We start from the raw sequence: 21,854 nt of genomic DNA, 5'->3' as shown, positions 1-21,854 counted from the left end.
CCTGTAGCAAAGCATCGCGCCGCCCGGATAAAAACGCCGGGAGCGTTTTTTGAACAACGCAATGCGTTGGCCGGGTTACGAGCGCACCTCAGGGATGAGGTGCGTAATCGCCTGCGCTGAGCATGCCAGGGATGGGGTCTTTTATGTCTTTGCGAAACACGTATGCTCCCTGAAGCCCGCTCAGCTGATAAGAGTGTGAATGCTTAGCGATCAGATTGAGATCTGCTTCAGGAACACGGGCAGATCGTAAAGTCGCTTAAACCATCCATGGATGCTCGGCCCACGCCGTCCCTGGCGCGGGACGCTTTCCTCCTCTGACCGTGTTCCCTGCGCCTTGAGCATTTGCGTTGCTGTCAGATAACCTATGAGCGTGGCATTCAGCCCAACCCACACCCTCTGACAATCAATAAGCATTCAGCTCTCTCATCAGCACAAAAAAACGGGGTGGCCTGCGCCACCCCGTTTTTATCAGACGATACCCTGACTGCGCAGGTAATCTTCATAATTACCGGTGAAGTCCACCACCTTGTCTGCTTTCAGCTCAATCACGCGGGTTGCCAGCGAGCTGACAAATTCGCGGTCATGTGAAACAAACACCAGCGTGCCTTCATACATCTCCAGCGCCATATTGAGTGATTCAATCGACTCCATATCCAGGTGGTTGGTCGGCTCATCCATAATCAGAATGTTCGGTTTTTCCATCATCAGCTTACCGAACAGCATACGACCCTTCTCACCACCCGAAAGCACTTTCGCCGGCTTCTTAATATCATCCTGCGAAAACAGCAGACGACCCAGAATACCGCGAATGGTCTGCTCATCATCGCCAGGCTGTTTCCACTGACTCATCCAGTCAAATACTGTCAGGTCATTGGCAAAATCATCGGCATGATCCTGAGCGTAATAACCAATGCGTGCGTTCTCTGACCATTTAACAGTGCCATTATCTGGCGTAAGCTGACCCACCAGTGATTTCAACAGCGTCGACTTACCAATACCGTTGGCACCGATGACCGCCAGTTTCTCACCGACTTCCAGCAGCAGATTTAAATTCTTAAACAGCGGACCGTTATCAAAGCCTTTCGTTAAACCTTCCACTTCCAGCGCATTACGGAACAACTTCTTGTCCTGCTCAAAGCGGATAAATGGGTTCTGACGACTGGAAGCTTTCACTTCATCCAGTTTAATTTTATCCATCTGCTTGGCGCGTGATGTCGCCTGACGCGATTTAGAGGCGTTAGCACTAAAACGACTGACGAACGATTGTAAGTCAGCAATCTGCGCTTTCTTCTTCGCGTTATCTGATAACAGACGTTCACGTGCCTGCGTTGCAGCGGTCATATATTCGTCATAATTACCGGAATAAACCCGCAGCTCGCCATAATCCAGATCGGCCATGTGAGTGCAGACCATATTAAGGAAATGACGGTCATGCGAAATGATAATCATGGTGCTGTCACGCTCGTTCAGCACCTGCTCCAGCCAGCGAATAGTGTCGATGTCCAGGTTGTTCGTCGGTTCGTCGAGTAACAAAATATCGGGATTTGAAAACAGCGCCTGTGCCAGCAACACACGCAATTTAAAGCCCGGCGCAATTTCGCTCATCGGGCCGTAATGTTGCTCAACCGGAATACCCACGCCGAGCAATAACTCACCGGCACGGGACTCGGCGCTATAGCCGTCCATCTCACCGTAGAGCGCTTCAAGATCGCCGACTTTATACCCCTCTTCTTCGCTCATCTCGGGCAAAGAATAAATACGGTCGCGCTCCTGCTTCACTTCCCATAATTCATGGTGACCCATGATTACGGTGTCCAGTACGCTGAATTCTTCAAAGGCAAACTGATCCTGACGCAGCTTACCGATACGCTCATTAGGATCGTAAGAGACGTTGCCGCCTGAAGGCACCAGATCGCCACCCAAAATCTTCATGAAGGTGGATTTTCCGCTGCCGTTCGCACCGATTAAACCGTAACGATTACCGCCGCCAAATTTAACGGAGATATTTTCGAACAGTGGCTTGCTGCCAAACTGCATGGTGATATTGCTGCTAACTAACACGGCATTGACCTTTGTGAAGAGAATGGATGAAAAAACGGCGGCTATTATGCCAGATGTGACGCAGCGCACGCCAGCGTCAGGCGTGGATTCCTGGCGGGGTGATTGATATCCCGGCAGAAATAAAAAAGCCGGAGGGCCATATTGGCCCCCCGGCTCCCACTTACAAGGATTGTGTTGATCAATCGATCAGGAAACTGTCCAGGCTTTTACCGGAATCCAGCGCTTTTTTAATCGCTGCCGGGGTACGGCCCTGGCCAGTCCAGGATTTCTGCTCACCATTTTCGTCGGTGTAAGAATATTTAGCCGGACGCGGCGCACGCTTGGTGCGTTTTTTTCCGCTCTCCAGCGCACCTAATAATTCATTAGGATCGATGCCATCAGCCAGCAGCATTTCGCGATATTTAGACAGCTTTTCTTCTTTTTCGCGATTCTGTGTCTCTTCCGCTTCTGCTTCTTCGCGGCGCTCAGTAACGACTACCGTTAATTTTTCCAGGATCTCTTCAAGATCGGTCAGTGGCAGTTCACGAGCCTGGGCACGTAATGTGCGAATATTGTTCAGTACCTTAAATGCGTCACTCATCACAATGTCCTTGATTAAGGGGGGTTAATAAAACTGTAGCGCCAAGACTACCTAATTCAAATAAAAAAATAAATTATTTTTACGCTACAGATAATTCCTAAGTTTTAATTTCAGTTAAAATCTTACTATTAAATCGGCAGTGGCTGGTAATTTATTAACGCTGAATTAACAACAAATCGCCCTTTTACTCAACCGATGAAAACGATTTCAGCCTTGTTATACCGGCAACAGGCGTTAACGATTTTCGCTAAACGCGCACTACAGCGCGTCATTAATTGCAATTAAAGGTTCGTTGATAGCTGATTAAACGCGTGCCCTGATTGAGATCTCTGTCACACCAGCTTACAGATCATGCCTGAAAAACCGCCTCCCCTACCTTAAATAGTGCAAAATTATTACCGCTCGCGTGTTTTTTAATTATCCCTCAGCGTGCAGCCAGCCCTTTTTTAACGGTGAGATTTCCAGCAGCGTCAGATTATTCGCAGCCCGACCGGCTGTGCAATAACTGTAGGGTCTGGCTCCGCCTGGTGAATGATCACGTGCTCTCACCTTAACAGTCGTAAGTTGCATTAAAGAATCGTCAAAGAAATAAATTCAGAAAGGTGACACGGCTCAGAATCCAGGATGGCCGGTAACGTAAAAATAATTGCCGGTCAAAAGCGCTGATAATATTCCGGCTAAGACTGGCTGTTTATTTTCTGCAGTCCGGACCGGACGCGTTGGGGCTGCGATGTATGCTAATTCAACGGCTTAGACCATTGAGATTTACATTGAGTGGGTGAGAACCCTTAACTTAACGCGGTTAAAAGGGAGAGATAAAGCGGTCACTGCGCACAGGCAGCGACCGCGAAAGGATTAATTCGCCTGTGTGGCCGGACCAAATACCGGATATTGAGGCATCTCAACGTTCTGATACGTTTCCCATCCGCCGCCCAGCGCTTTATAAAGCGCCACTAAATCCAGAGCGCTCTGCATTCTCGCCTGAGTCGCCTGCTCCTGAGCCTGTGCCAGCTGGCGCTGCGCATCCAGCACGTCAAGGAAGGTCGAAAGCCCCTGGCGGTAACTGTCGCTGGCGAGGTTAAAGGCCCGCTGCAGGGCGCCGGTCGTCTCATCCAGCGCAGTCACGCGCTGCTGGTCGGCGCGGTAGCTGACCAGCGCATTCTCGACATCCTGTAACGCCGTCAGCACAGTTTGACGGTAATCCAGCGCGGCGCTGGCCTGCTGCGCCCGCGCTAACTTGACGCTCGATACCAGTTGTCCACCCTGGAAAATCGGGATCGAAAGCGAGGGGCCATAACTGTAGAAATGGCTGCTCCAGTTATCCAGATAACTGGCGTCAGTGTTGCGGACGCCCAGCTGTCCGGTCAGCGACAGGCTTGGGAAGAGCTGCGCAACAGACACGCCGATCTCCGCGGTTTGAGCATGCAGCGTCGCTTCAGCCTGGCGAATATCAGGACGACGACGTGCCAGCGTGGAGGGAATACCAACCGGTACAAACTGCGGCAACGGCGGTAAGGCTTTAGGTGTGCTGAGTTCAGCATCCAGTGCACCCGGTGTTTTGCCGAGCAGCACCGCTAATCCGTTCATCGCCTGCCGTGCCTGCGATTGATACTGCGGCAGCTGGGCCTGAAGCGTGCTGAGCTGGGCACGGGCATTTTCTACATCAGTTAACGGAGCCAGACCATTACGCTGCTGACTTTGCGTCAGCTCGGTCGTCTGCTGCGCCACATTAATCTGCTCCTGCAGAGTCTGAACGGTGCTCTGCGCGCCTCGCAGCTGCAGCCAGGCTCGCGCAACTTCGGCCTCAAGTGAGACCAGCGCATCGTTACGCTGCTCTATCGCTGCCTGCTGCTGGGCATTGGCGGCCTCAACCTGACGGCGAACTTTGCCCCACAGGTCAAGCTCCCAGCTGGCATCGAAGCTGCCCTGATAGAGGTTAACCGGCTGGGTCAGGCCATTGAGCTGGCTGGCCACGCTGCTGTCGAGTTGATCGGTGGCGCCATTGGACTCAAGCAAGCCTTTCAGGCCGAGCTGCTGACGGGTGACTTTGGCCGAACCGCTCAGACTGGGGAACAGGCTGCCCTGGGCCTGCGTCAGCTGTTCACGCGCACCCGCAATCCGCAGCACTGTCTGCTGCAGGCTCAGGTTCCCCGCTATCGCCCGCTCAATCAGGCTGTCGAGCTGCGGATCGTTAAAGCTCCGCCACCAGCGGGAATTAATCGCGGCGTTTTGTGGCTTTGACGCCTCCTGCGAATCCAGCGTGTTGTAGCTACCTGGCACGGCAGGTTTCGGTGCCTGATAGTCAGGTCCGACAGCGCAGCCCGCCAGCCCCAGGGCCAGCAGTAAGCTCAGGGGTTTCAGGCGATGAGTATAAAAAACCTTCATGTTAGTGTGCTCCTGCACTGCCTTCGCTCTTGATAGGCGACAGCAGCCAACAAAATGGAATCAAAATCAGGGCGACAATACTCAGGCCTGAGAAGACATCGATGTAAGCGAGAATACGCGACTGCGCAATCATCTCCTGATAGAGCTGACCGGTTGCCAGCGTAATGGGATCGCCCACCGCCGACGTGAAGTCGCGTATCGCCTGCGCCCAGTGCTCAAGCGTAATGTTGAACGGCTCGTTAAGCGGCGTCATGTTGTGCACCATATGCGCAGACCGCGCCTGTGCGCGCTCGGTAATGGCCGCGGTCGAGAGCGAGATCCCAATGGATCCGGCCACGTTACGGAACATGGTAAAGAGCGCGGAGGCGTCCGCGTTAAGTCGCTGAGGAATGGTGACAAAAGCAATCGTAGTCAGCGGAACAAACAGGAAACCCAGCCCGATCGACTGTGCGCTACGCATCATCACCAGCGTTTTGAAATCGACATTCGGCGTCAGGGTAGCAGAATAGAAAAACGCCATGGCCAGACAGCTGAAACCAAAGGCGATGATGTATCGCGTCTGCACAATCGGCATCAGTTTCAGCACCAGTGGTATGGTCAGCACAATAAGCACCGCGCCGGGCGACAACACCAGCCCTGACCAGGTGGCGGTATAACCCAGATCCTGCTGCGCCAGCTGTGGCAACACCACAGAACTGCCATACAGAATCATCGCCATTCCCGCCATCAACAGCCCGGCCACCCAGAAGTTGCGGTCTTTCATTACCAGAATATCGACCACCGGCTTACGCGCATACATCAGCCAGTAAATGGCGCCAACGATGCCAACCAGCGCCAGAACAGCGAACAGTACGATAAAGTGCGAAGCGAACCAGTCCTCATCTTCTCCGCGATCCAGCATCACCTGCAGGCACCCCAGGCCTAAGGTAATCAGGCTGATCCCGATGTAATCGATCTTCAGCTTACCTTTGGCCCATTTACGCTCCCAAGGCGGATCTTCCAGCAGCTGATAGATCGCCAGCACAGTCAGCACGCCCACCGGAATGTTAATAAAGAACACCCAGCGCCAGCTGTAGTTGTCAGTGATCCAGCCACCCAATGTCGGGCCAATCACCGGCGCGACGATAATAGCGATGGAGGAGAGACCAAATGCCTTGCCGCGATCTTCTGCCTTGAAGTAGTCCAGCAGCACGGACTGCTGAACGGGCTGCAATCCGCCACCAAAAAAGCCCTGCAGCACGCGGAACAGAATGATTTGCCAGAGTTCAGTGGCGATGCCGCACAGGAACGAGCAAATGGTGAACATCACAATGCAAATCAGGAAAAACTGTTTACGGCCAAACAGCCGGCTGAAGAACGCAGAGATAGGCAGCACAATGCCGTTCGCCACCAGATAGGAGGTCAGCACCCAGGTTGACTCATCATAACTGGAGGAGAGCGAACCGGCGATGTGCGGCAGCGCCACGTTAACGATGGTGGTGTCGAGGATCTCCATAAACACCGCCAGCGTCACCGTGATCGCCACTAACCACGGATTACTGGCCGGTTTCCAGCTCTGCGCCGTACTCATTCCACTGTTACCTCGGGTTCAACGGAGAGACCCAGCGGCAGCGGATGGTTCGGATCCAGGCCCTTGTCGATAACGATTTTCACTGGCACACGCTGAACAATTTTCACGTAGTTACCGGTGGCGTTTTCTGACGGGAAGGTCGAGAAGCGTGAGCCGGAGCCCATCTGAATGCTGTCGACGTGTCCTTCCAGCTTCATGTCCGGCCAGGCATCAACGCTGATTTTCACTTTATCGCCAGGATTCATGCGTTCCAGCTGAGACTCTTTGAAATTTGCAGTAACCCAGATCTCAGGCGAAACCAGCGAGAACAGAGAGGAACCGGCCTGCACCAGCGTGCCCAGCTGAACGTTACGCTTGGTGATAAACCCGTCATAGGGCGCGCGAACCTGGGTATAGGAGAGGTTAAGATCGGCCGTACTTAACTGTGCTTTCGCCTGCTCAACCTGTTGCTGACGCGCTTCAACATTGGTCTCCTGCTGACGAATCTGCAGGGCAACCTGTGAAGCGACTTCAACCTGGGCTTTCGCACTCTGTAACTGTGCCTGCGCCGAACGTAGCTGCGCAGACGCGCTGTCGATATTACGCTGGCTGGTCGCACGTGGATCGACGCCACGCTGGCGACGATAATCCGCCTGCGCATTCAGCATATTGGCTTCTGCTTTCGCCTGATCGGCCAGAGCCTGATCGCGCTGAGCCGGATACTGTACTTTTGACAGCGCCAGCTGGGCCTGCGCCTGATGCAGTTGTGCAACGGCTAAACCGAGCTGCGCGTTAGCCTGTTCACGCTGGGCACGGTTGTCGCTGGGATCAATCTCCACCAGCAGATCGCCCTTCTTCACCCGCTGGTTATCTTTCACCAGCAACTTCACGACATAGCCGGATGCTTTAGGCGCAATAGTAACGGCATCGCCTTCGGTAAAGGCGTCGTCGGTGGTTTCAATATTGCGGGTAGATAACCAGAACCAGAGACCGACAATCAGCATAATCACCACCACCACCGCCAGAATAATCAGCGGCTTTTTACCGGGGCGTTTACGCTCAGGCTGCTGGTCGTTGTCCTGATTTTCCTCTGACTGACGGTTTTGATCCGTCGTGTTTTCTGCGTCCTGCTGATGTGGATCGCGTTGATTGTTCTCGCTCATAGTTCCCATCACTGGCTAAGGCCCTGATTCCGGGCATAAAGGTCCTGTTAACCTTATATCGGAAATTGACAAAATCCAGTGCAACTTTACGAAACTTGAGGAATGCCGCACATCCTGCCACCTGACAGCGATAGCAGGATGTATCGGGCCTAATTGAGCAACCGCAGCAGTAGCCAGCCGCTGGCCATTGACCAGGCCAGCAAAGGAAGGGAAAAGAGATGAAATTGCCACCATACGGCACGATCTTTCGCCATACGCAGAGCAATCAGGTTAGCCAGTGAACCTGGCAGCAGACCGAATCCACCGATGTTGACCGCCCAGGCGAGCACATCGGTTGGCGGGACTTTTTGCAGCAGCAGAATCGTCGCCGGGACATTGCTGATCACCTGTGACAGACCAATCGCCAGCAGATAGAGCTGCCCCTGGCCGAAATGCGCCACCGCATCAAAGTGAGCCTGCATCACCGGCAGACGTGTCAGCAGGAAGACGTCAATAAACATGGCGATAAACACCGCCAGCAGGCTCCAGTCGATACGTTGCAGTACCGGACGCGCCATTACCAAAAAGGTGGCGAGGATAACCAGCAGTATCCAGCCGGTGATTTCCAGCTCCAGACCGGCGATAAACAGCAGGTATAACACCACGCTGACAATAAACAGCGGCTTCTGCCACTCCGGCTGCTCCGGGTTGTCATGTTTATCAATTGTCCGCTTTGAAAAGCTAAACCAGGTCAGCACGACCAGGCTCAGCAGCAGCCAGGCGGCCAGCGGCAGCATCTGCACAATGAATGCAATAACGCTGAGCTTGCCGTGACTCCACAGCAGAATGTTTTGCGGATTGCCGACCGGCGTCAGCAGCGACCCGGCATTCACTGCCAGCGCCTCGAAAATGATCAGTCGCGAGATAGGTAAATGAGAGAACTTCCGCAGCGTTAATGTCAGCGGCACCAGAATAAACAGCGCAACATCGTTGGTTAAAAACGTGGAGAGCAACGCGGCAGCCAGTACCATAAATAGCGCCAGCGCACGTTCGTGCCGGAAACGCGCAATCAGGCGTCCTCCCAGCACGTCAAAGTAGCCGCTGGTTTCCAGCCCTTTGGTCAGAATCAATAACCCGGTGAGTGTGATAATGGTATGCCAGTCTACGGCTCCGGGCAGATCGGCCCAGCGGAAATCCGCCAGGAATGCCAGAACTACACCAATCACGATTAATAAATGCAAAATTGAGTCATGCAAAAAAGATCGAAGCAGTTGTGGCATGGTGAGGGTACGCCTTAGCGTTAACGGGTTTCGGAGAACTTCTTAAATACAGCCAGAGTTTCATCACTGACGTGATGTTCAATACCTTCTGAATCGCGTCGGGCCGTTTCGGGGCTGATGCCTAACGCCAGCAGAAAACTTTCAACAATATGATGACGGGCGCGACTCTCCTCTGCCAGCTTCTCCCCTTCACTGGTCAGGAAGACACCGCGGTAAGGGACCTGCTCAACCAGCCCGGCACTGCCAAGTCGTTTCAGCATTTTAGCCACTGTCGGTTGCGAAACGCCCAGACGGGCTGCCATATCGACCTGACGTGCTTCGCCAAATTCACCAATTAAATCAGAGATTAACTCAACGTAGTCATCAATTAACTCCCGACGATGCGCTTCACGCACCTGCCGAAAACCTTCGACATGCTCTTCAATATCTTTCAGTGGTCCTTTCGGCGCAGAAACCACGCTTTTAGCACGACGACTCATTCAGCTTCCTCATTATTATTTCCCGTACTGACGCTGCTGTACGGATTTAGCTGCGCTCATTGTAAACCAGCCACAAAGAAGCTCAAATTTTTCGTCATTAGCCTTGGCTAAACGATATAGCCAGTGCTATCTTTGTTGATAATGTAAGCAGCCAACGCATGATCCCTAGTGATCTTCTGTTGCTCTGGTGATGATGACGCTCTCACCCCACGCTGCTGATTACCGCGTCGATCAGGATTGGGAGGTAATTCTATGAGCACTCTGAAATGTTGCTTAGATTGCAGCAAATGCTTCCAGACAGAGAAGAAAACAACCACGGATTTTAAATCCTGGCTGTGCCTGCTGACGCGTTCCCCTTTCACACTGCGTCTGATGCTGATTGAAAAACTGCTGGGCCATAAGCCTGCCGAACCTCGCTGTCCGAATCTTATCTGGCGCGGCTAATCCTGATTCAGAGCCTTTTTGCCTGCGGTTGAAAGGCTCACGCCCCTCTGTTTGTTCTCTTTGTTTTTTCCCCTCATAAGAAACTGCCCTGAGGCTGAAAGGGGCATGCCTGCAGATCAGCGTCTGCCAGAGAATGAGACGGGAGACCGACAGGTAAGTCGGGGTGGCGGGTAAAATCAGCACAATAAAAAACGGCCCACAAGGGGCCGTTTTTTTGCAGGTCAGCTAAGCTAAACTTAGAAGCTGTAACCTACGCCAGCAATCCAGGTACCGACGTCAACGCTACGGATACGGCTCTGCTCGTAACCAACGTCAAGTGCGATGTCCTGCATTGGGTTAAACTGCATGCCTGCGCCGTAAGAGAAACCTACGTCGCTGGTGTCAGTTTTATCACGTGATGCAGTTTCGTTGCCCTGGTATTTACCATAGCCGATACCGACAACACCATAGATGCTAGCCCAGTCGTTCAGACGGAAAGCTGGACCACCGGTCACACCGTAGTACTGGCCTTTGTTGTAAACGCCATCTTCGGTACGATCTTTTTCAGTGTAGGTGAATGAACCGATCCAACCCAGAGGGTTAGAACCGTCTTCGTAGCGGTATTTCAGGTTGAAGCCGTTAGCTTTGTTCGCTACGCCCTGATAATCGCTCTGAGCATAGCCACCAGTTACGGTGCTCTGTGCCATTGCTGAACCTGCAGATACTGCCAGTACACAGGCTAATGCTGAAAGACATGCAATTTTTTTCATAACCACCTCAAATGTGAAAATACTTCTCTCCTGACAACGCTGAAAATATAACAAAAAATAGCGAGAAACTCTGCCCGGATTTTGTTGTCTAACAGAAAGTTTGGTGTAACAGGACGTTAATGCGACATACTATGTCATTCATTTTTCTTATAAAATCCGTCATCTTCCTGCAATAATCTTTTTGTGCTCAATTTGCCGTTTAAGTTAATTCCTAAAAAAACCTGACATTTCTTTACCTAAATGGCACTGATTTTGGCCAAAATTTGCGCAGTTAAGGCAAATTAAAAACGCTGACTCATGATTTTTTGCCTGACATTTCCTTTACACTGGCCCACTCGTTACGTTGATGACCAGGAAAAGTACACAGGATGTCTGCCTCTCCCGCTTCTAAAAATCTTGCGCCAATCGTGTTGCCAATTGCCGTACTGCTGATTGCGATGCTGTCGCTGCAGGGCGGTGCTTCTCTGGCAAAAAGCCTGTTTCCTTCTGTTGGGGCGACGGGAATCACCGCGCTGCGTCTGGGCTTTGGCACCCTGATACTCTGTGTCATCTTTAAACCCTGGCGTTTACGCTTTAGCCGGGAACAACGTCTGCCTTTGCTGATGTATGGTCTGGCGTTGGGCACCATGAACTTCACATTCTATCTGGCGATTCGCACTGTGCCGCTGGGCGTGGCGGTGGGACTGGAGTTTACCGGTCCACTGGCGCTGGCGCTGTTTGGATCGCGCAGACCACTGGATTTTGTCTGGGTGCTGCTGGCGGTGATTGGTTTGTGGTTCCTGCTGCCGTTTGGGACAGGGATGACCGCGATTGATCCATTGGGCGCAGCACTGGCCGTGAGTGCGGGTGCCTGCTGGGCAATCTATATCCTGGCGGGACAGCGGGCAGGTGCAGAACATGGTCCTGCGACAGTGGCTATCGGTTCGCTGATTGCTTCGGTGATTTTTGTACCGCTGGGGCTGACGTTTGCAGAAAGTGGCATCTGGACATGGGCCGTGATGCCGATCGCATTGCTGGTTGCCCTGCTCTCCAGCGCGATACCCTACTCACTGGAGATGATCGCCCTTACCCGCTTACCGGCGCGCATCTTCGGCACGCTGATGAGTCTGGAACCCGCCATGGCCGCTTTTTCCGGCATGCTGTTTTTGGGCGAAACGCTGACCGGCCTACAGTGGCTGGCGCTACTGGCAATCATCATCGCTTCGGCAGGCTCAACGCTGACCATGCGACCGAAAAAGAGCCAGTTAAGCAGCGTGGAATTATCAGATTCTGGTCAGAAATAAACGCCTTTAGCCTGCCTTTGTGGTGGGCTAAATAACAATCATGCTCATCATGAGAATTATTCTTAACCATTCCCTGTCCAGGTTCTGACTATTTTGAAACAGACGCTTACCTGTTATTTACATGTAAAATTAAAGCATTGATTTAATTAATTAAATACAAGCGCTTTTATTTTAACATTGCGTTAACCTCGTCTGTGCCTTCCCGCATTTAATAAAGACCTGCACTATTTCATCTATCGATAAAGTCGTTTCTGCAAAGCTGAAAAGCGCTGCTATACTTATCCGGTACTTGATTAGGACAACCATCAAAGAGAGGACTGAAACGATGAGTACCGCTAAACTGGTTAAAACTAAATCTGCTGACCTGATTTATACCCGTAATGACGTGGCCGAAGATGAGAAGAAAGCCACCATCGCGGTGTTGAACCGTCTGGTAGTCGAGTTTATTGACCTGTCATTGATTACTAAGCAGGCGCACTGGAACATGCGCGGTGCTAACTTCATCGGTGTACATGAAATGCTGGACGGCTTCCGTACTGCAATCACCGAGCATCAGGACACCATTGCTGAGCGTGTGGTACAGCTGGGCGGCGTTGCACTGGGCACCACGCAGGTTGTTAACGATACGACGCCGCTGAAAAGCTATCCGCTGAATATTCACAGCGTTCAGGATCACCTGAAAGCGCTGGCAGACCGTTATAGCGTCGTGGCTAATGATACCCGTAAAGCCATTACTGAAGTGAAAGATGAAGATACCGCTGACATCTTTACTGCGGCATCACGTGACCTGGACAAATTCCTGTGGTTCATCGAAGCCAACATTGAATAAAACTCAATGCAGTCAATCAGGCGGGGAAACCCGCCTTTTTTACGTCTGCGTTACCGCATTTTTATGACCCTGTTAACAGTTCTTCCTTCCTTCGCTTCACAGCCTTAACATCTGAGGCACACTACCGCTTGCACCAAAACAGCCATATGCACCAAAACTGAGCACCTAAATGGTGCAAAGGCAGAATTAACTGCAAAATCGTGTCAGCTATGTTATTTAACTCTCTGATTTAGCGAAACTTGCAAAGTTGGCATAATTATTTCATATGACAAGCCGCAAACGCAGGCCCTGCCGCCTGGTAGTAAAAAAAGGAAAAATGATGAAGTCACTGTTAAAAGTTTCTGTGGCCGCGCTGGCGCTGGCCTTCTCCCTCTCTTCCACTGCAGCAGATAAGAAGCTGGTTGTCGCTACCGATACCGCCTTTGTTCCGTTCGAATTCAAACAGGGTGACAAATATGTCGGCTTTGATGTGGATCTGTGGGATGCCATTGCGAAAGAGCTGAAGCTGGATTATACCCTGAAGCCAATGGACTTCAGCGGCATCATCCCTGCACTGCAAACGCGCAATGTCGATCTGGCCCTTGCGGGCATCACCATTACCGAAGAACGTAAAAAAGCAATCGAGTTTTCTGATGGCTATTACAAAAGCGGTTTGCAGGTAATGGTGCGTAACAATGAAAACGACATCAAAGGCATCAGCGATCTGAACGGTAAAGTGGTTGCTGTGAAAAGCGGCACCGGCTCTGTGGAATACGCAAAAGCCCACATCAAATCTAAAGACCTGCGTCAGTTCCCGAACATCGACAGCGCCTACATGGAACTGGGCACTAACCGTGCGGACGCCGTGCTGCATGACACGCCAAACATTCTTTACTTCATCCACACCGCCGGTAAAGGCCGCTTTAAAGCGGTAGGCGATTCGATTGAAGCGCAGCAGTATGGTATCGCCTTCCCGAAAGGCAGCGACGATTTACGTGAAAAAGTAAACGGCGCACTGAAAACCCTGAAAGAGAACGGCACCTATAACACGCTCTATAAAAAATGGTTCGGCACCGAACCTAAATAATAATTTGCCCGTTATCTGATTTCAGCAGGGAAACTTTTTCCCTGCTTTTTTCCATCGCAACATATCTGGAGTGACACCATGGAGTTTGACTGGAGCGTCATCTGGCCCGCCATGCCAGCGCTGCTTGAAGGCGCTAAACTGACTTTAATAATCTCTGTTATTGGACTGGTTGGCGGCCTGTTTATCGGGCTGATTGCCGGTTTTGCCCGCGCTTACGGCGGCTGGATCACCAATAACATCGCACTGGTGTTTATCGAAATTATCCGCGGCACCCCTATCGTGGTGCAGGTGATGTTCATCTACTTTGCTCTGCCGATGGCGTTCCCCGACCTGCGCATTGATCCCTTCAGCGCAGCGGTAGTGACCATCATGATTAACTCTGGCGCTTATATCGCGGAGATTACGCGTGGTGCCGTGCTGTCGATTAATAAGGGCTTCCGCGAAGCCGGACTGGCGCTTGGCCTGTCGAGCCGTGAGACGCTGCGCTACGTGATTATGCCGCTGGCGCTGCGCCGTATGCTGCCACCGCTGGGCAACCAGTGGATTGTCAGCATCAAAGATACCTCGCTGTTTATCGTTATTGGTGTGGCTGAACTGACGCGTCAGGGTCAGGAGATTATTGCCGGTAACTTCCGCGCTCTGGAAATCTGGAGCGCCGTCGCGATCATCTATCTGGTGATTACGCTGGTGCTGAGCTTTATGCTGCGCCGCATTGAGAAAAGGGTGAAAATCCTGTGATTGAATTTAAAGATGTCTCCAAGCATTTTGGCCAGACCCAGGTGCTGCACAATATTGATCTGAAGATTAACCAGGGCGAAGTGGTGGTAATTATCGGCCCATCCGGTTCCGGTAAATCCACCCTTTTACGCTGCATTAACAAGCTGGAAGAGATCACCAGCGGCGAGCTGATTGTTGATGGCCTGCGCGTGAATGACCCGAAAGTTGATGACCGCCTGATTCGTCAGGAAGCGGGCATGGTATTCCAGCAGTTTCATCTGTTCCCACAGATGAGTGCGCTGGACAACGTTGCCTTTGGTCCTATCCGGGTGCGTGGCGCCAGTAAAGAAGCGGCACGCCAGCTGGCGCGTGAGTTGCTGGGCAAAGTGGGCCTGGCAGAGCGTGCACATCATTTTCCGTCTGAGCTGTCCGGCGGCCAGCAGCAGCGCGTGGCGATTGCCCGTGCGCTGGCGGTTAAGCCAAAGATGATGCTGTTCGATGAGCCAACCTCAGCGCTGGACCCGGAACTGCGTCATGAAGTCCTTAAAGTGATGCAGGATCTGGCGGAAGAAGGCATGACGATGGTGATTGTGACGCATGAAGTGGGCTTTGCACAGAAGGTCGCCTCGCGCCTGATCTTTATTGATAAAGGCCGGATTGCGGAAGATGGCGATCCTGACAGCCTGATCAGCAATCCACCCAGTGACCGTCTGCGCGAATTCCTGCAGCACGTCTCCTGATCAAAACGGGCCGCTAAGCGGCCCGTTTTTTTATGCCCCTGGCCGCAGTAATAGCGTGCCTGCACCGGGAAAACCCTAACTTCCCAGACGACTCAGCAGTTTGCTGCGCGGTGCGGCAGGCATAAAACTCCACGCCAGAAAGCGGCTCTGTTTCTGACCCTGGGCCATGTTCACCACCCGCACTTCAGCAACGTCGAGCGCCTGCAGCTGTTTTTCCAGTGCCGGCAAGTTCTCTTTGCGCGACACCAGCGAGGTAAACCAGCCGATCTGACGACCCAGCGCCACGCTCTCGGCGATCATCTTGCCGATAAACGCCTTTTCGCCACCGGGATACCACAGCTCATTGTGCTGCCCGCCAAAGTTAAGTGGCGCACTCTTGTCCAGTCCGAGATTGCGGACCTTGCGCTGCGAACCGGCCACTGCCTCATCCGGCGACGCGTGGAATGGCGGATTACACATCACCGCGCTGAAGAATTCCGTTTTGCTGACCACACCCGCCAGCACCGCATCGCTGTTTTTCTGACGACGCAGACGGATCTGGCGCGTCAGGCGTGGGTTAGCCGCAACGATGCGGTTAGCGGCTTTGATGGCGGCTTCATCAATTTCGGTGCCGGTAAAGCGCCAGCCATATTCTGCCGCACCAATCAGTGGATAGATGCAGTTTGCGCCGCAGCCAACATCGAGAATGTCCGCCATCGGGATAACGCCGTTGTTATCCAGCGCCAGCAGATCGGCCAGGTAGTGCAGATAATCGGCGCGTCCCGGTACTGGCGGGCAGAGTGAGCCGGGAGAAAGCTGCCAGTCGATGTCGTAAAAGAGTTTGATCAGCGCCTGGTTCAGCAGCATCACCGCCTCCGGGTCCGCAAAATCCACAGACTTCACGCCATAACCATTAGGCCGGACTTTAGCCTTCAGCGGCGGATGAGCAGCGGTTAACGCGGCAAAATCGTATTCGCCCTGATGGCGATTGCGGGCGTGGAAGGGCGACGTGCTGGCTGACTTTTTCATACGTTCTCTCAATTATTCAGGCGCGCGTACAATACGCTGTAGGCGGCGGAAAATAAACCCGCACCATCCGCTTACCGCTTTCCGATTCCGTCGGGTGATGCTGTCGGGCTAAGATAAATAAAATCACCTGCTGGAGACGTTATGACCCGGAAACGCTATTCCTATGAACCCCGTGCTGGTCACGGTCTGCCCCACGATCCGCTCAACGCCATTATCGGACCACGACCAATCGGCTGGATTAGCTCTGTCAGCGCCAGCGGCCAGCGCAATCTGGCCCCTTACAGCTTCTTTAACTGCTTCAACTATCATCCGCCAATTATCGGTTTCGCCAGCAGCGGCTGGAAAGACAGCGTGCAGAACATTGCGGACACCAAAGAGTTTGTCTGGAACCTGGCTACCCGCCCGCTGGCCGAAGCGATGAACGAAAGTTCTGCTTCACTGCCTGCCGATCAGGATGAGTTTGCTTTTGCCGGATTAACCCCGCTGTCAGCATCACAGGTTGGTGCAAGTCTGGTGGAGGAAAGCCCGGTCAACTTTGAGTGTCGTCTGACCCAGCTGATTCAGTTGCAGGATGCCAGTGGCAATCTGGTCGACAGCTGGCTGGTGCTAGGTGAAGCGGTCGCGATCCACATCGATGAATCGCTGCTGGAAGCGGGCATTTATCAGACCGCAAAAGCCGAGCCGATTCTGCGCGCAGGTGGTCCCAGCGCCTATTACGGCATCAGCGAAACACAACGCTTTGACCTGGTCCGTCCCGACGCACGCCCTAAATAATCCTCACCCCACAAGCGCATCGGTCCGGTGCGCCCTTATCTGCGCCACCGCACGGTCGATGTCGGGTGCCAGCCAGCGATCCTGCTGCCAGCGCTCAACCACCTGCCGCAGATGCTGCCAGGCGCGCCGCGTGCCGGCTGCCAGCTGTGATTCACCGTGAAACTCCAGCGCCTGCGCCGCCAGCAGATACTCAATCGCGATGATGTGATCGACGTTGCTGACCAGCTTCAGCAGCTTTAACGCCGAACCGGTGCCAAGACTGACGTGATCCTCCTGTAATCCTGAAGTGACATAGTTATCGAGTACCGCAGGCTGCGCCAGCTGACGGTTTTCCGCGCAGAGTGAGGCCGCGACGTACTGCGCAATCATCATGCCAGAATTGACGCCAGGCTCGGCCACCAGAAACGGCGGCAGGCCACTGACCAGCGGGTTTACCAGCCGATCCAGCCGTCGTTCGGCAATACTCCCGAGCTCCGCCAGCGCAATCGCCAGCAGGTCACAGGCCATCGCCACCGATTCACCGTGCGGATGTGACTGTGACACCACGCGCCACTCCTGCGGCGTGCCCAGAATCAGCGGATTGTCGGTACAGGCGTTGAGTTCAGTCTCCACCTGACGTGCGGCGTGATCAAACTGATCGCGGCAGGCGCCGTGCACCTGCGGCATCGACCGCAGACTCATCGCATCCTGAGTGCGGATGCCGACGCTCGCGTTCAGCAGCGGGCTGTCTCTCAGCAACTGGCGCAGACGTTCACCACTGCGCTGTATTCCCGGGCTGGCCTTGAGTGCCAGCACCTCTGGATCAAACGCCACCAGCTGACCGCGCAGCGCTTCAAAACTCATTGCGCCTGTCACATCCGCCCAGTCCAGCAGACGCCCGGCATCGTCCAGCGCCAGGCAGGCTAAGCCGGTCATGCAAGGCGTGCCGTTGACCAGGCTCAATCCCTCTTTGGCACCTGGCCGGTAAGGCGCTAAGCCTGCCTGGGTTAGCGCCTGCTGCGCGGGCATGATTTCGCCGTGCCACTCCACCTCGCCGATGCCGATCAGGGCCAGACCGATATGCGCCATGTGGGTCAGATAGCCCACCGATCCCTGGGACGGAACCTGAGGGGTAATCTGCAGATTCAGTAGCGCCAGCAGCTGCTTCACCAGCGCCACTGACACACCCGATTTGCCATGACTGTAGTTGGCAATCGCGGCACACAGAATGGCGCGGACCTCCGCTTTTTTAAGCACCGGCCCGACACCACAGGCATGGCTCAGTAAGGTATTGCGCGACAGCTGGCTCAGTTCATCTTCGGAAAGAGTAATGTTGCACAACGCCCCTAATCCGGTATTAATGCCGTAGGCTACCTGCCCCGCCGCGACGATGTTGCCGACGATTTCACGGCTCCGGGCAATTCGCTGCCAGGCGCTGTCGCTCAGCGTCAGAGTCGCGCCATGCCGGGCGACCTTCACCAGCTCCTGCCATTTAAGCGGACCATCGCCCCAGACCCGCGTCTGACTCATGACGTCGCTCATACCACCGGCTCCACCTGATGATGGCTGGAAATAAACTGCTTAAAGCGCGCCGATCCCGCCTCGCCGAACATCGCTTCTGGCGTGCCCTGACAATCAATCGTGCCCTGATGCATAAACACGACCCGGTTTGAGACGTTGCGGGCAAAGCCCATCTCGTGCGTGACCACCAGCATGGTGCGCCCCTCTTCGGCCAGGCTGCGCATCACCTTCAGCACCTCACCCACCAGTTCCGGATCCAGTGCCGATGTCGGTTCATCAAACAGCATCACCTCCGGGTCCATCGCCAGCGCGCGGGCGATCGCCACCCGCTGCTGCTGGCCGCCCGAAAGCTGAGCGGGATAGAAGTCTTTGCGATTCAGCAGGCCAACCCGATCCAGCAGCTGTTCTGCCTGAGCGATGCAGGCTTTTTTATCGCGCTTCAGCACGTAGTGCGGCCCTTCAATAACGTTTTGCAGTACGGTGAGATGCGACCAGAGATTAAAGCTCTGAAACACCATCCCCAGCCGTGAACGCAGCCGTTCAATCTGACGCGGGTTAGCCGCCAGCTGGTGCCCGCGTGCATGACGCTTCATCTCAATGGTTTCACCGCCCACGCTGACGACGCCAGAATCAGGCGTCTCCAGCAGGTTGATACAGCGCAGCAGCGTACTTTTACCGGAGCCGCTGGCACCGAGAATAGAGATGACATCGCCCTGATGCGCCTGCAGCGAGATGCCCTTCAGCACCTCCATCGCGCCAAAGGATTTATGGATATCGCTGGCCGACAGCGTGACAGGTGGCAGTTCAGACATTTTTTTCTCCTCCGGGGATCGGCTTAGCGGCCGGTAACGGCTTTTTTTCCGGTTTATGAACCGGTGTCAGACGCCGCTCCAGCAGGGCATACAGTTGAACAATGATGAAGTTGAGGATCAGATAGATCGCCGCCGCACAGAGAAACACCTCCATAGTGCGGTAAGTACGCTGGATAATCTGCTGCGCGACCCCGGTGACATCCCACACCGTCACCAGACTCGCCAGCGCGGTTGATTTCACCAGCAGAATCGCTTCGGTGGAGTACGCAGGCAGCGCATAACGCAGCATCACCGGTGCGATAATGCGCCGCAGCAGCAGGCCGCGCGACATGCCGCATGCCATCCCCGCTTCCACCTGACCGGGCGGGACCGCCAGCAGCGCGCCGCGCAGGATCTCCGCCGTGTAGGCGGCGGTACAGAGGGACAGGGCCAGCACCGCGCAGGTAAAAGGCTCACGCAGAAACGGCCAGAAGACGCTGTGGCGGATCACCCCAAACTGTCCCAGCCCGTAGTAGATCAGGAACAACTGAATCATCAGCGGCGAGCCGCGAAACACCAGAATGTAGCCGCGGGCGAATGCACTCAGCAGCCGCCAGCGGCTCATGCGCAGCGCCAGAATACCGACCGCCAGCACGCCCCCGCAGAGAAAGGCGCTGATAAACAGGCCGAGCGTGACCGGCAGCGCCGCGCTGAGTTTCAGGAAGGTGTCAGTAAGGAACGCAAAATCAATCATAACTCTCCTTAATGCTGTGCAGCGGTGCGGCTTTGCCAGGCGCGACCCAGACGGGATTCGGCGCGCAGAAAGGCGCGATTCGACAGCAGCGTCAGCAGCAGATAACAGGCACCGCCCACCAGGTAAAAGGAGAAGTAGTCCCGGGTAGAACCGGCTGCTATCTGGCTGGCCCGCATGAGCTCGACAATGCCGGTCACCGATACCAGCGCGGAATCTTTCAGGCTCATCTGCCAGACGTTAGACAGGCCGGGCAGCGCATAGCGCGCCACCTGCGGCAACAGGATACGTTGCCGGATGCGCCAGCGCGGCATGCCAATGGCGACGGCGGCTTCGATCTCCCCTTTCGCCAGAGCCAGCCGCGCGGCACGATAGACTTCCGCCTGGTAAGAGCCGGAGATAAGCCCGATCGCCAATGCCCCGATCAGAAACGGCGGCGCTTCGATAAAACCGTCTGCGCCAAACAGTTGTCCGATCTGCGTGATCAGTCCCGATCCACCGAAGTAGAACAGGTAGATCACCAGCAATTCAGGGATACCCCGAAAGATCACCGAGTAGCTTTCACCCAGCCAGCGTACCGCCCGGTGCGGGGATAACTTTGCGGCGGCCACGCCCGATCCCACCACCGCGCCGACCAGCAGCGCGCAAAACGACAGCAGCAACGTGGTCAGCGTGGCACTCAGAATCAACCGTCCCCAGCCGTCCGGGCCAAAACTCAGCAGGCTTATCATCAGTTACCTCACTCAGGGTGTGACGTCAGTTTTGAACCACTTCTCACTCAGCTTTTTCACTGTGCCATCGGCCAGCGCGGCTTTAATCGCCTGATCCAGTCGGGCTTTCAGATCGTTGTCGGCCATGCGTACACCCATCGCCTCGCCCTCACCCCAGATTGGGCCGCCCAGCTGAGGACCGCTGAAACTGAGGTTGCGGTTATCCGGTCGTGCCAGCATCGACTGCGCGAACGTCACATCGTCAAACACCGCATCAATGCGTCCGGCCTGCAAATCAAGAATCGCATCGGCTGAGCTGGTGTATTCACGCACATCCGCCACCCCTTTGAAGTATTTGTCGATAAACGGCGTATAGACCGTGCCAGAGGCGATACCAATCGTTTTGCCCTTCAGCGCTGCTTTCAGGGGTGCGATGGCAGGCTCAATGGTTTTTTCATCGTCAGTGAGTTTGATGATCTTGCTGTCAGCGGGCAGCAGTGACCCTTTTACCGTGATAAAGGTGGCGGGTGTTGAGGCGTAAGGCACGGTGAAATTCACCACTTTTTTGCGGTCGGGCGTAATCACAATCGCATCCATGATGACGTCATATTTTCCGGCATTCAGTCCGGCGATCATCCCATCCCAGTTCTGCACCACCAGCTTGCACTGGATCGCCATGCGCTGGCAGAGATCCGCCATCAGCTCCGGTTCGAAACCGCCCAGCTTGCCGCCCGGCAGGGTGAGGTTCCAGGGTTCATAACTGCCTTCAGTGGCAATGGTGATCGACTTCCACTCTTTAGCCTGGGCGCTGACGCCACAGAGCAGCAGACTGGAAACCAGCGTAGTAAGACATAAACGACGAAGAGTCAGAGGGTGTGTCATACGGTTCTCCTGAAGTAGCGGCCTGGTGATCGCCCTGATGAGATTTAACATAAACCCCACAAGATGATATGTCATGTATATACAAGTTAACGCAACGCAGTTCATTGCCGGCTTTTTCATTTTGTGAGCCAGAC

Annotated in this window: 21 protein-coding genes; 7 read left to right on the top strand and 14 right to left on the bottom strand. The window is 54.2% G+C overall.

What is annotated here, in order from left to right; translation table 11 throughout:
* Nucleotides 1–468: 468 nt before the first annotated feature.
* The 7 genes from Q7C21_RS09130 to mntR all read right to left on the bottom strand — a co-directional run bounded on the left by Q7C21_RS09130 (nucleotide 469) and on the right by mntR (nucleotide 9,476).
* Nucleotides 469–2,061 (bottom strand): ABC-F family ATPase, encoded by a 1,593-nt coding sequence (locus tag Q7C21_RS09130; RefSeq protein ID WP_008925818.1) that lies wholly within the window; start codon nucleotides 2,059–2,061, stop codon nucleotides 469–471.
* Between the two features lie 178 nt (nucleotides 2,062–2,239).
* Entirely contained in the window at nucleotides 2,240–2,641 is a 402-nt protein-coding gene (locus tag Q7C21_RS09125; protein ID WP_003850507.1) for an H-NS family nucleoid-associated regulatory protein, read from the bottom strand.
* An 855-nt stretch (nucleotides 2,642–3,496) separates the two neighbouring features.
* Nucleotides 3,497–5,026 carry an efflux transporter outer membrane subunit gene (locus Q7C21_RS09120; RefSeq protein ID WP_337027872.1) on the bottom strand — a complete coding sequence of 510 codons (1,530 nt, stop codon included), beginning with the start codon at nucleotides 5,024–5,026 and terminating at the stop codon, nucleotides 3,497–3,499.
* Nucleotide 5,027: 1 nt separating this feature from the next.
* Entirely contained in the window at nucleotides 5,028–6,596 is a 1,569-nt protein-coding gene (locus tag Q7C21_RS09115; protein ID WP_003850509.1) for a DHA2 family efflux MFS transporter permease subunit, read from the bottom strand.
* Nucleotides 6,593–7,738, bottom strand: a complete 1,146-nt coding sequence (locus Q7C21_RS09110; RefSeq protein WP_105099364.1) for an HlyD family secretion protein — start codon at nucleotides 7,736–7,738, stop codon at nucleotides 6,593–6,595. Before Q7C21_RS09110 ends, Q7C21_RS09115 begins: the two co-directional genes overlap by 4 nt.
* Before the next feature lie 149 nt (nucleotides 7,739–7,887).
* The gene (locus Q7C21_RS09105) at nucleotides 7,888–8,997 is read right to left on the bottom strand and encodes an SLC13 family permease (protein WP_286866546.1); all 1,110 of its coding nucleotides are present in this window, start codon (nucleotides 8,995–8,997) and stop codon (nucleotides 7,888–7,890) included.
* A 20-nt stretch (nucleotides 8,998–9,017) separates the two neighbouring features.
* Nucleotides 9,018–9,476, bottom strand: coding sequence for a manganese-binding transcriptional regulator MntR (mntR, locus tag Q7C21_RS09100; protein WP_003850512.1), 459 nt, complete (start codon nucleotides 9,474–9,476; stop codon nucleotides 9,018–9,020).
* A 252-nt stretch (nucleotides 9,477–9,728) separates the two neighbouring features.
* Here mntR and Q7C21_RS09095 point away from each other — a divergent pair, with 252 nt between their 5' ends.
* Nucleotides 9,729–9,920 (top strand): hypothetical protein, encoded by a 192-nt coding sequence (locus tag Q7C21_RS09095; protein WP_283543394.1) that lies wholly within the window; start codon nucleotides 9,729–9,731, stop codon nucleotides 9,918–9,920.
* 236 nt (nucleotides 9,921–10,156) lie between these two features.
* Here the strand turns inward: Q7C21_RS09095 and ompX are convergent, their stop codons facing one another.
* Nucleotides 10,157–10,669: an outer membrane protein OmpX gene (ompX, locus tag Q7C21_RS09090; protein WP_008925816.1), complete on the bottom strand. Its 513-nt coding sequence runs from the start codon at nucleotides 10,667–10,669 to the stop codon at nucleotides 10,157–10,159.
* A 368-nt stretch (nucleotides 10,670–11,037) separates the two neighbouring features.
* Here ompX and rhtA point away from each other — a divergent pair, with 368 nt between their 5' ends.
* The 5 genes from rhtA (at nucleotide 11,038) to glnQ (ending at nucleotide 15,304) form a co-directional block, all read left to right on the top strand.
* Nucleotides 11,038–11,952, top strand: a complete 915-nt coding sequence (gene rhtA / locus Q7C21_RS09085) for a threonine/homoserine exporter RhtA (RefSeq protein ID WP_003851733.1) — start codon at nucleotides 11,038–11,040, stop codon at nucleotides 11,950–11,952.
* 325 nt (nucleotides 11,953–12,277) lie between these two features.
* Nucleotides 12,278–12,781: a DNA starvation/stationary phase protection protein Dps gene (gene dps / locus Q7C21_RS09080; RefSeq protein ID WP_003851735.1), complete on the top strand. Its 504-nt coding sequence runs from the start codon at nucleotides 12,278–12,280 to the stop codon at nucleotides 12,779–12,781.
* A 319-nt stretch (nucleotides 12,782–13,100) separates the two neighbouring features.
* Complete coding sequence (gene glnH, locus Q7C21_RS09075) at nucleotides 13,101–13,847, top strand: glutamine ABC transporter substrate-binding protein GlnH (protein WP_003851738.1); 747 nt, start codon at nucleotides 13,101–13,103, stop codon at nucleotides 13,845–13,847.
* A 78-nt stretch (nucleotides 13,848–13,925) separates the two neighbouring features.
* Nucleotides 13,926–14,585, top strand: a complete 660-nt coding sequence (gene glnP / locus Q7C21_RS09070) for a glutamine ABC transporter permease GlnP (protein WP_078804210.1) — start codon at nucleotides 13,926–13,928, stop codon at nucleotides 14,583–14,585.
* On the top strand, nucleotides 14,582–15,304 hold the full coding sequence (gene glnQ / locus Q7C21_RS09065) for a glutamine ABC transporter ATP-binding protein GlnQ (RefSeq protein WP_003851741.1): 723 nt from the start codon (nucleotides 14,582–14,584) through the stop codon (nucleotides 15,302–15,304). Before glnP ends, glnQ begins: the two co-directional genes overlap by 4 nt.
* A gap of 75 nt (nucleotides 15,305–15,379) precedes the next feature.
* Here the strand turns inward: glnQ and rlmF are convergent, their stop codons facing one another.
* Nucleotides 15,380–16,312 (bottom strand): 23S rRNA (adenine(1618)-N(6))-methyltransferase RlmF, encoded by a 933-nt coding sequence (gene rlmF / locus Q7C21_RS09060; protein ID WP_105099366.1) that lies wholly within the window; start codon nucleotides 16,310–16,312, stop codon nucleotides 15,380–15,382.
* A gap of 141 nt (nucleotides 16,313–16,453) precedes the next feature.
* On the opposite strand from rlmF, the gene Q7C21_RS09055 reads away from it, so the two are divergent.
* Nucleotides 16,454–17,086, top strand: coding sequence for a flavin reductase family protein (locus Q7C21_RS09055; RefSeq protein ID WP_375150630.1), 633 nt, complete (start codon nucleotides 16,454–16,456; stop codon nucleotides 17,084–17,086).
* Nucleotides 17,087–17,089: 3 nt separating this feature from the next.
* Here Q7C21_RS09055 and hutH read toward each other — a convergent pair whose 3' ends face one another.
* Genes hutH through Q7C21_RS09030 form a run of 5 tightly spaced genes read right to left on the bottom strand, consistent with a single transcriptional unit; the run spans nucleotide 17,090 to nucleotide 21,720 of the window.
* Nucleotides 17,090–18,595 (bottom strand): histidine ammonia-lyase, encoded by a 1,506-nt coding sequence (gene hutH, locus Q7C21_RS09050; protein ID WP_375150694.1) that lies wholly within the window; start codon nucleotides 18,593–18,595, stop codon nucleotides 17,090–17,092.
* Nucleotides 18,596–18,603: 8 nt separating this feature from the next.
* Nucleotides 18,604–19,398: an ABC transporter ATP-binding protein gene (locus tag Q7C21_RS09045; RefSeq protein ID WP_003851746.1), complete on the bottom strand. Its 795-nt coding sequence runs from the start codon at nucleotides 19,396–19,398 to the stop codon at nucleotides 18,604–18,606.
* Complete coding sequence (locus Q7C21_RS09040; protein ID WP_008925091.1) at nucleotides 19,391–20,131, bottom strand: ABC transporter permease; 741 nt, start codon at nucleotides 20,129–20,131, stop codon at nucleotides 19,391–19,393. The genes Q7C21_RS09045 and Q7C21_RS09040 overlap by 8 nt, the downstream gene beginning before the upstream one ends.
* An 8-nt stretch (nucleotides 20,132–20,139) precedes the next feature.
* Nucleotides 20,140–20,859 (bottom strand): ABC transporter permease, encoded by a 720-nt coding sequence (locus Q7C21_RS09035; RefSeq protein ID WP_003851749.1) that lies wholly within the window; start codon nucleotides 20,857–20,859, stop codon nucleotides 20,140–20,142.
* Between the two features lie 12 nt (nucleotides 20,860–20,871).
* Nucleotides 20,872–21,720: a transporter substrate-binding domain-containing protein gene (locus Q7C21_RS09030; RefSeq protein ID WP_008925090.1), complete on the bottom strand. Its 849-nt coding sequence runs from the start codon at nucleotides 21,718–21,720 to the stop codon at nucleotides 20,872–20,874.
* Nucleotides 21,721–21,854: the final 134 nt, after the last annotated feature.

This window comes from Pantoea sp. ANP04, assembly GCF_041982285.1.
GTDB classification, from domain to species: Bacteria; Pseudomonadota; Gammaproteobacteria; order Enterobacterales; family Enterobacteriaceae; genus Pantoea; species Pantoea eucalypti.
The sequence above is the reverse complement of the archived record's forward strand: the minus strand, read 5'-3'. Positions and strand labels throughout refer to the sequence as shown.

Bases quoted from the DNA above. Each gene is read 5' to 3' on its own strand.
- Q7C21_RS09125 (WP_003850507.1), bottom strand. From the start codon at position 2,641: ATGAGTGACGCATTTAAGGTACTGAACAATATTCGCACATTACGTGCC.
- Q7C21_RS09120 (WP_337027872.1), bottom strand. From the start codon at position 5,026: ATGAAGGTTTTTTATACTCATCGCCTGAAACCCCTGAGCTTACTGCTG.
- Q7C21_RS09115 (WP_003850509.1), bottom strand. From the start codon at position 6,596: ATGAGTACGGCGCAGAGCTGGAAACCGGCCAGTAATCCGTGGTTAGTG.
- Q7C21_RS09110 (WP_105099364.1), bottom strand. From the start codon at position 7,738: ATGAGCGAGAACAATCAACGCGATCCACATCAGCAGGACGCAGAAAAC.
- Q7C21_RS09105 (WP_286866546.1), bottom strand. From the start codon at position 8,997: ATGCCACAACTGCTTCGATCTTTTTTGCATGACTCAATTTTGCATTTA.
- mntR (WP_003850512.1), bottom strand. From the start codon at position 9,476: ATGAGTCGTCGTGCTAAAAGCGTGGTTTCTGCGCCGAAAGGACCACTG.
- Q7C21_RS09095 (WP_283543394.1), top strand. From the start codon at position 9,729: ATGAGCACTCTGAAATGTTGCTTAGATTGCAGCAAATGCTTCCAGACA.
- ompX (WP_008925816.1), bottom strand. From the start codon at position 10,669: ATGAAAAAAATTGCATGTCTTTCAGCATTAGCCTGTGTACTGGCAGTA.
- rhtA (WP_003851733.1), top strand. From the start codon at position 11,038: ATGTCTGCCTCTCCCGCTTCTAAAAATCTTGCGCCAATCGTGTTGCCA.
- dps (WP_003851735.1), top strand. From the start codon at position 12,278: ATGAGTACCGCTAAACTGGTTAAAACTAAATCTGCTGACCTGATTTAT.
- glnH (WP_003851738.1), top strand. From the start codon at position 13,101: ATGAAGTCACTGTTAAAAGTTTCTGTGGCCGCGCTGGCGCTGGCCTTC.
- glnP (WP_078804210.1), top strand. From the start codon at position 13,926: ATGGAGTTTGACTGGAGCGTCATCTGGCCCGCCATGCCAGCGCTGCTT.
- rlmF (WP_105099366.1), bottom strand. From the start codon at position 16,312: ATGAAAAAGTCAGCCAGCACGTCGCCCTTCCACGCCCGCAATCGCCAT.
- Q7C21_RS09055 (WP_375150630.1), top strand. From the start codon at position 16,454: ATGACCCGGAAACGCTATTCCTATGAACCCCGTGCTGGTCACGGTCTG.
- hutH (WP_375150694.1), bottom strand. From the start codon at position 18,595: ATGAGTCAGACGCGGGTCTGGGGCGATGGTCCGCTTAAATGGCAGGAG.
- Q7C21_RS09045 (WP_003851746.1), bottom strand. From the start codon at position 19,398: ATGTCTGAACTGCCACCTGTCACGCTGTCGGCCAGCGATATCCATAAA.
- Q7C21_RS09040 (WP_008925091.1), bottom strand. From the start codon at position 20,131: ATGATTGATTTTGCGTTCCTTACTGACACCTTCCTGAAACTCAGCGCG.
- Q7C21_RS09035 (WP_003851749.1), bottom strand. From the start codon at position 20,859: ATGATAAGCCTGCTGAGTTTTGGCCCGGACGGCTGGGGACGGTTGATT.
- Q7C21_RS09030 (WP_008925090.1), bottom strand. From the start codon at position 21,720: ATGACACACCCTCTGACTCTTCGTCGTTTATGTCTTACTACGCTGGTT.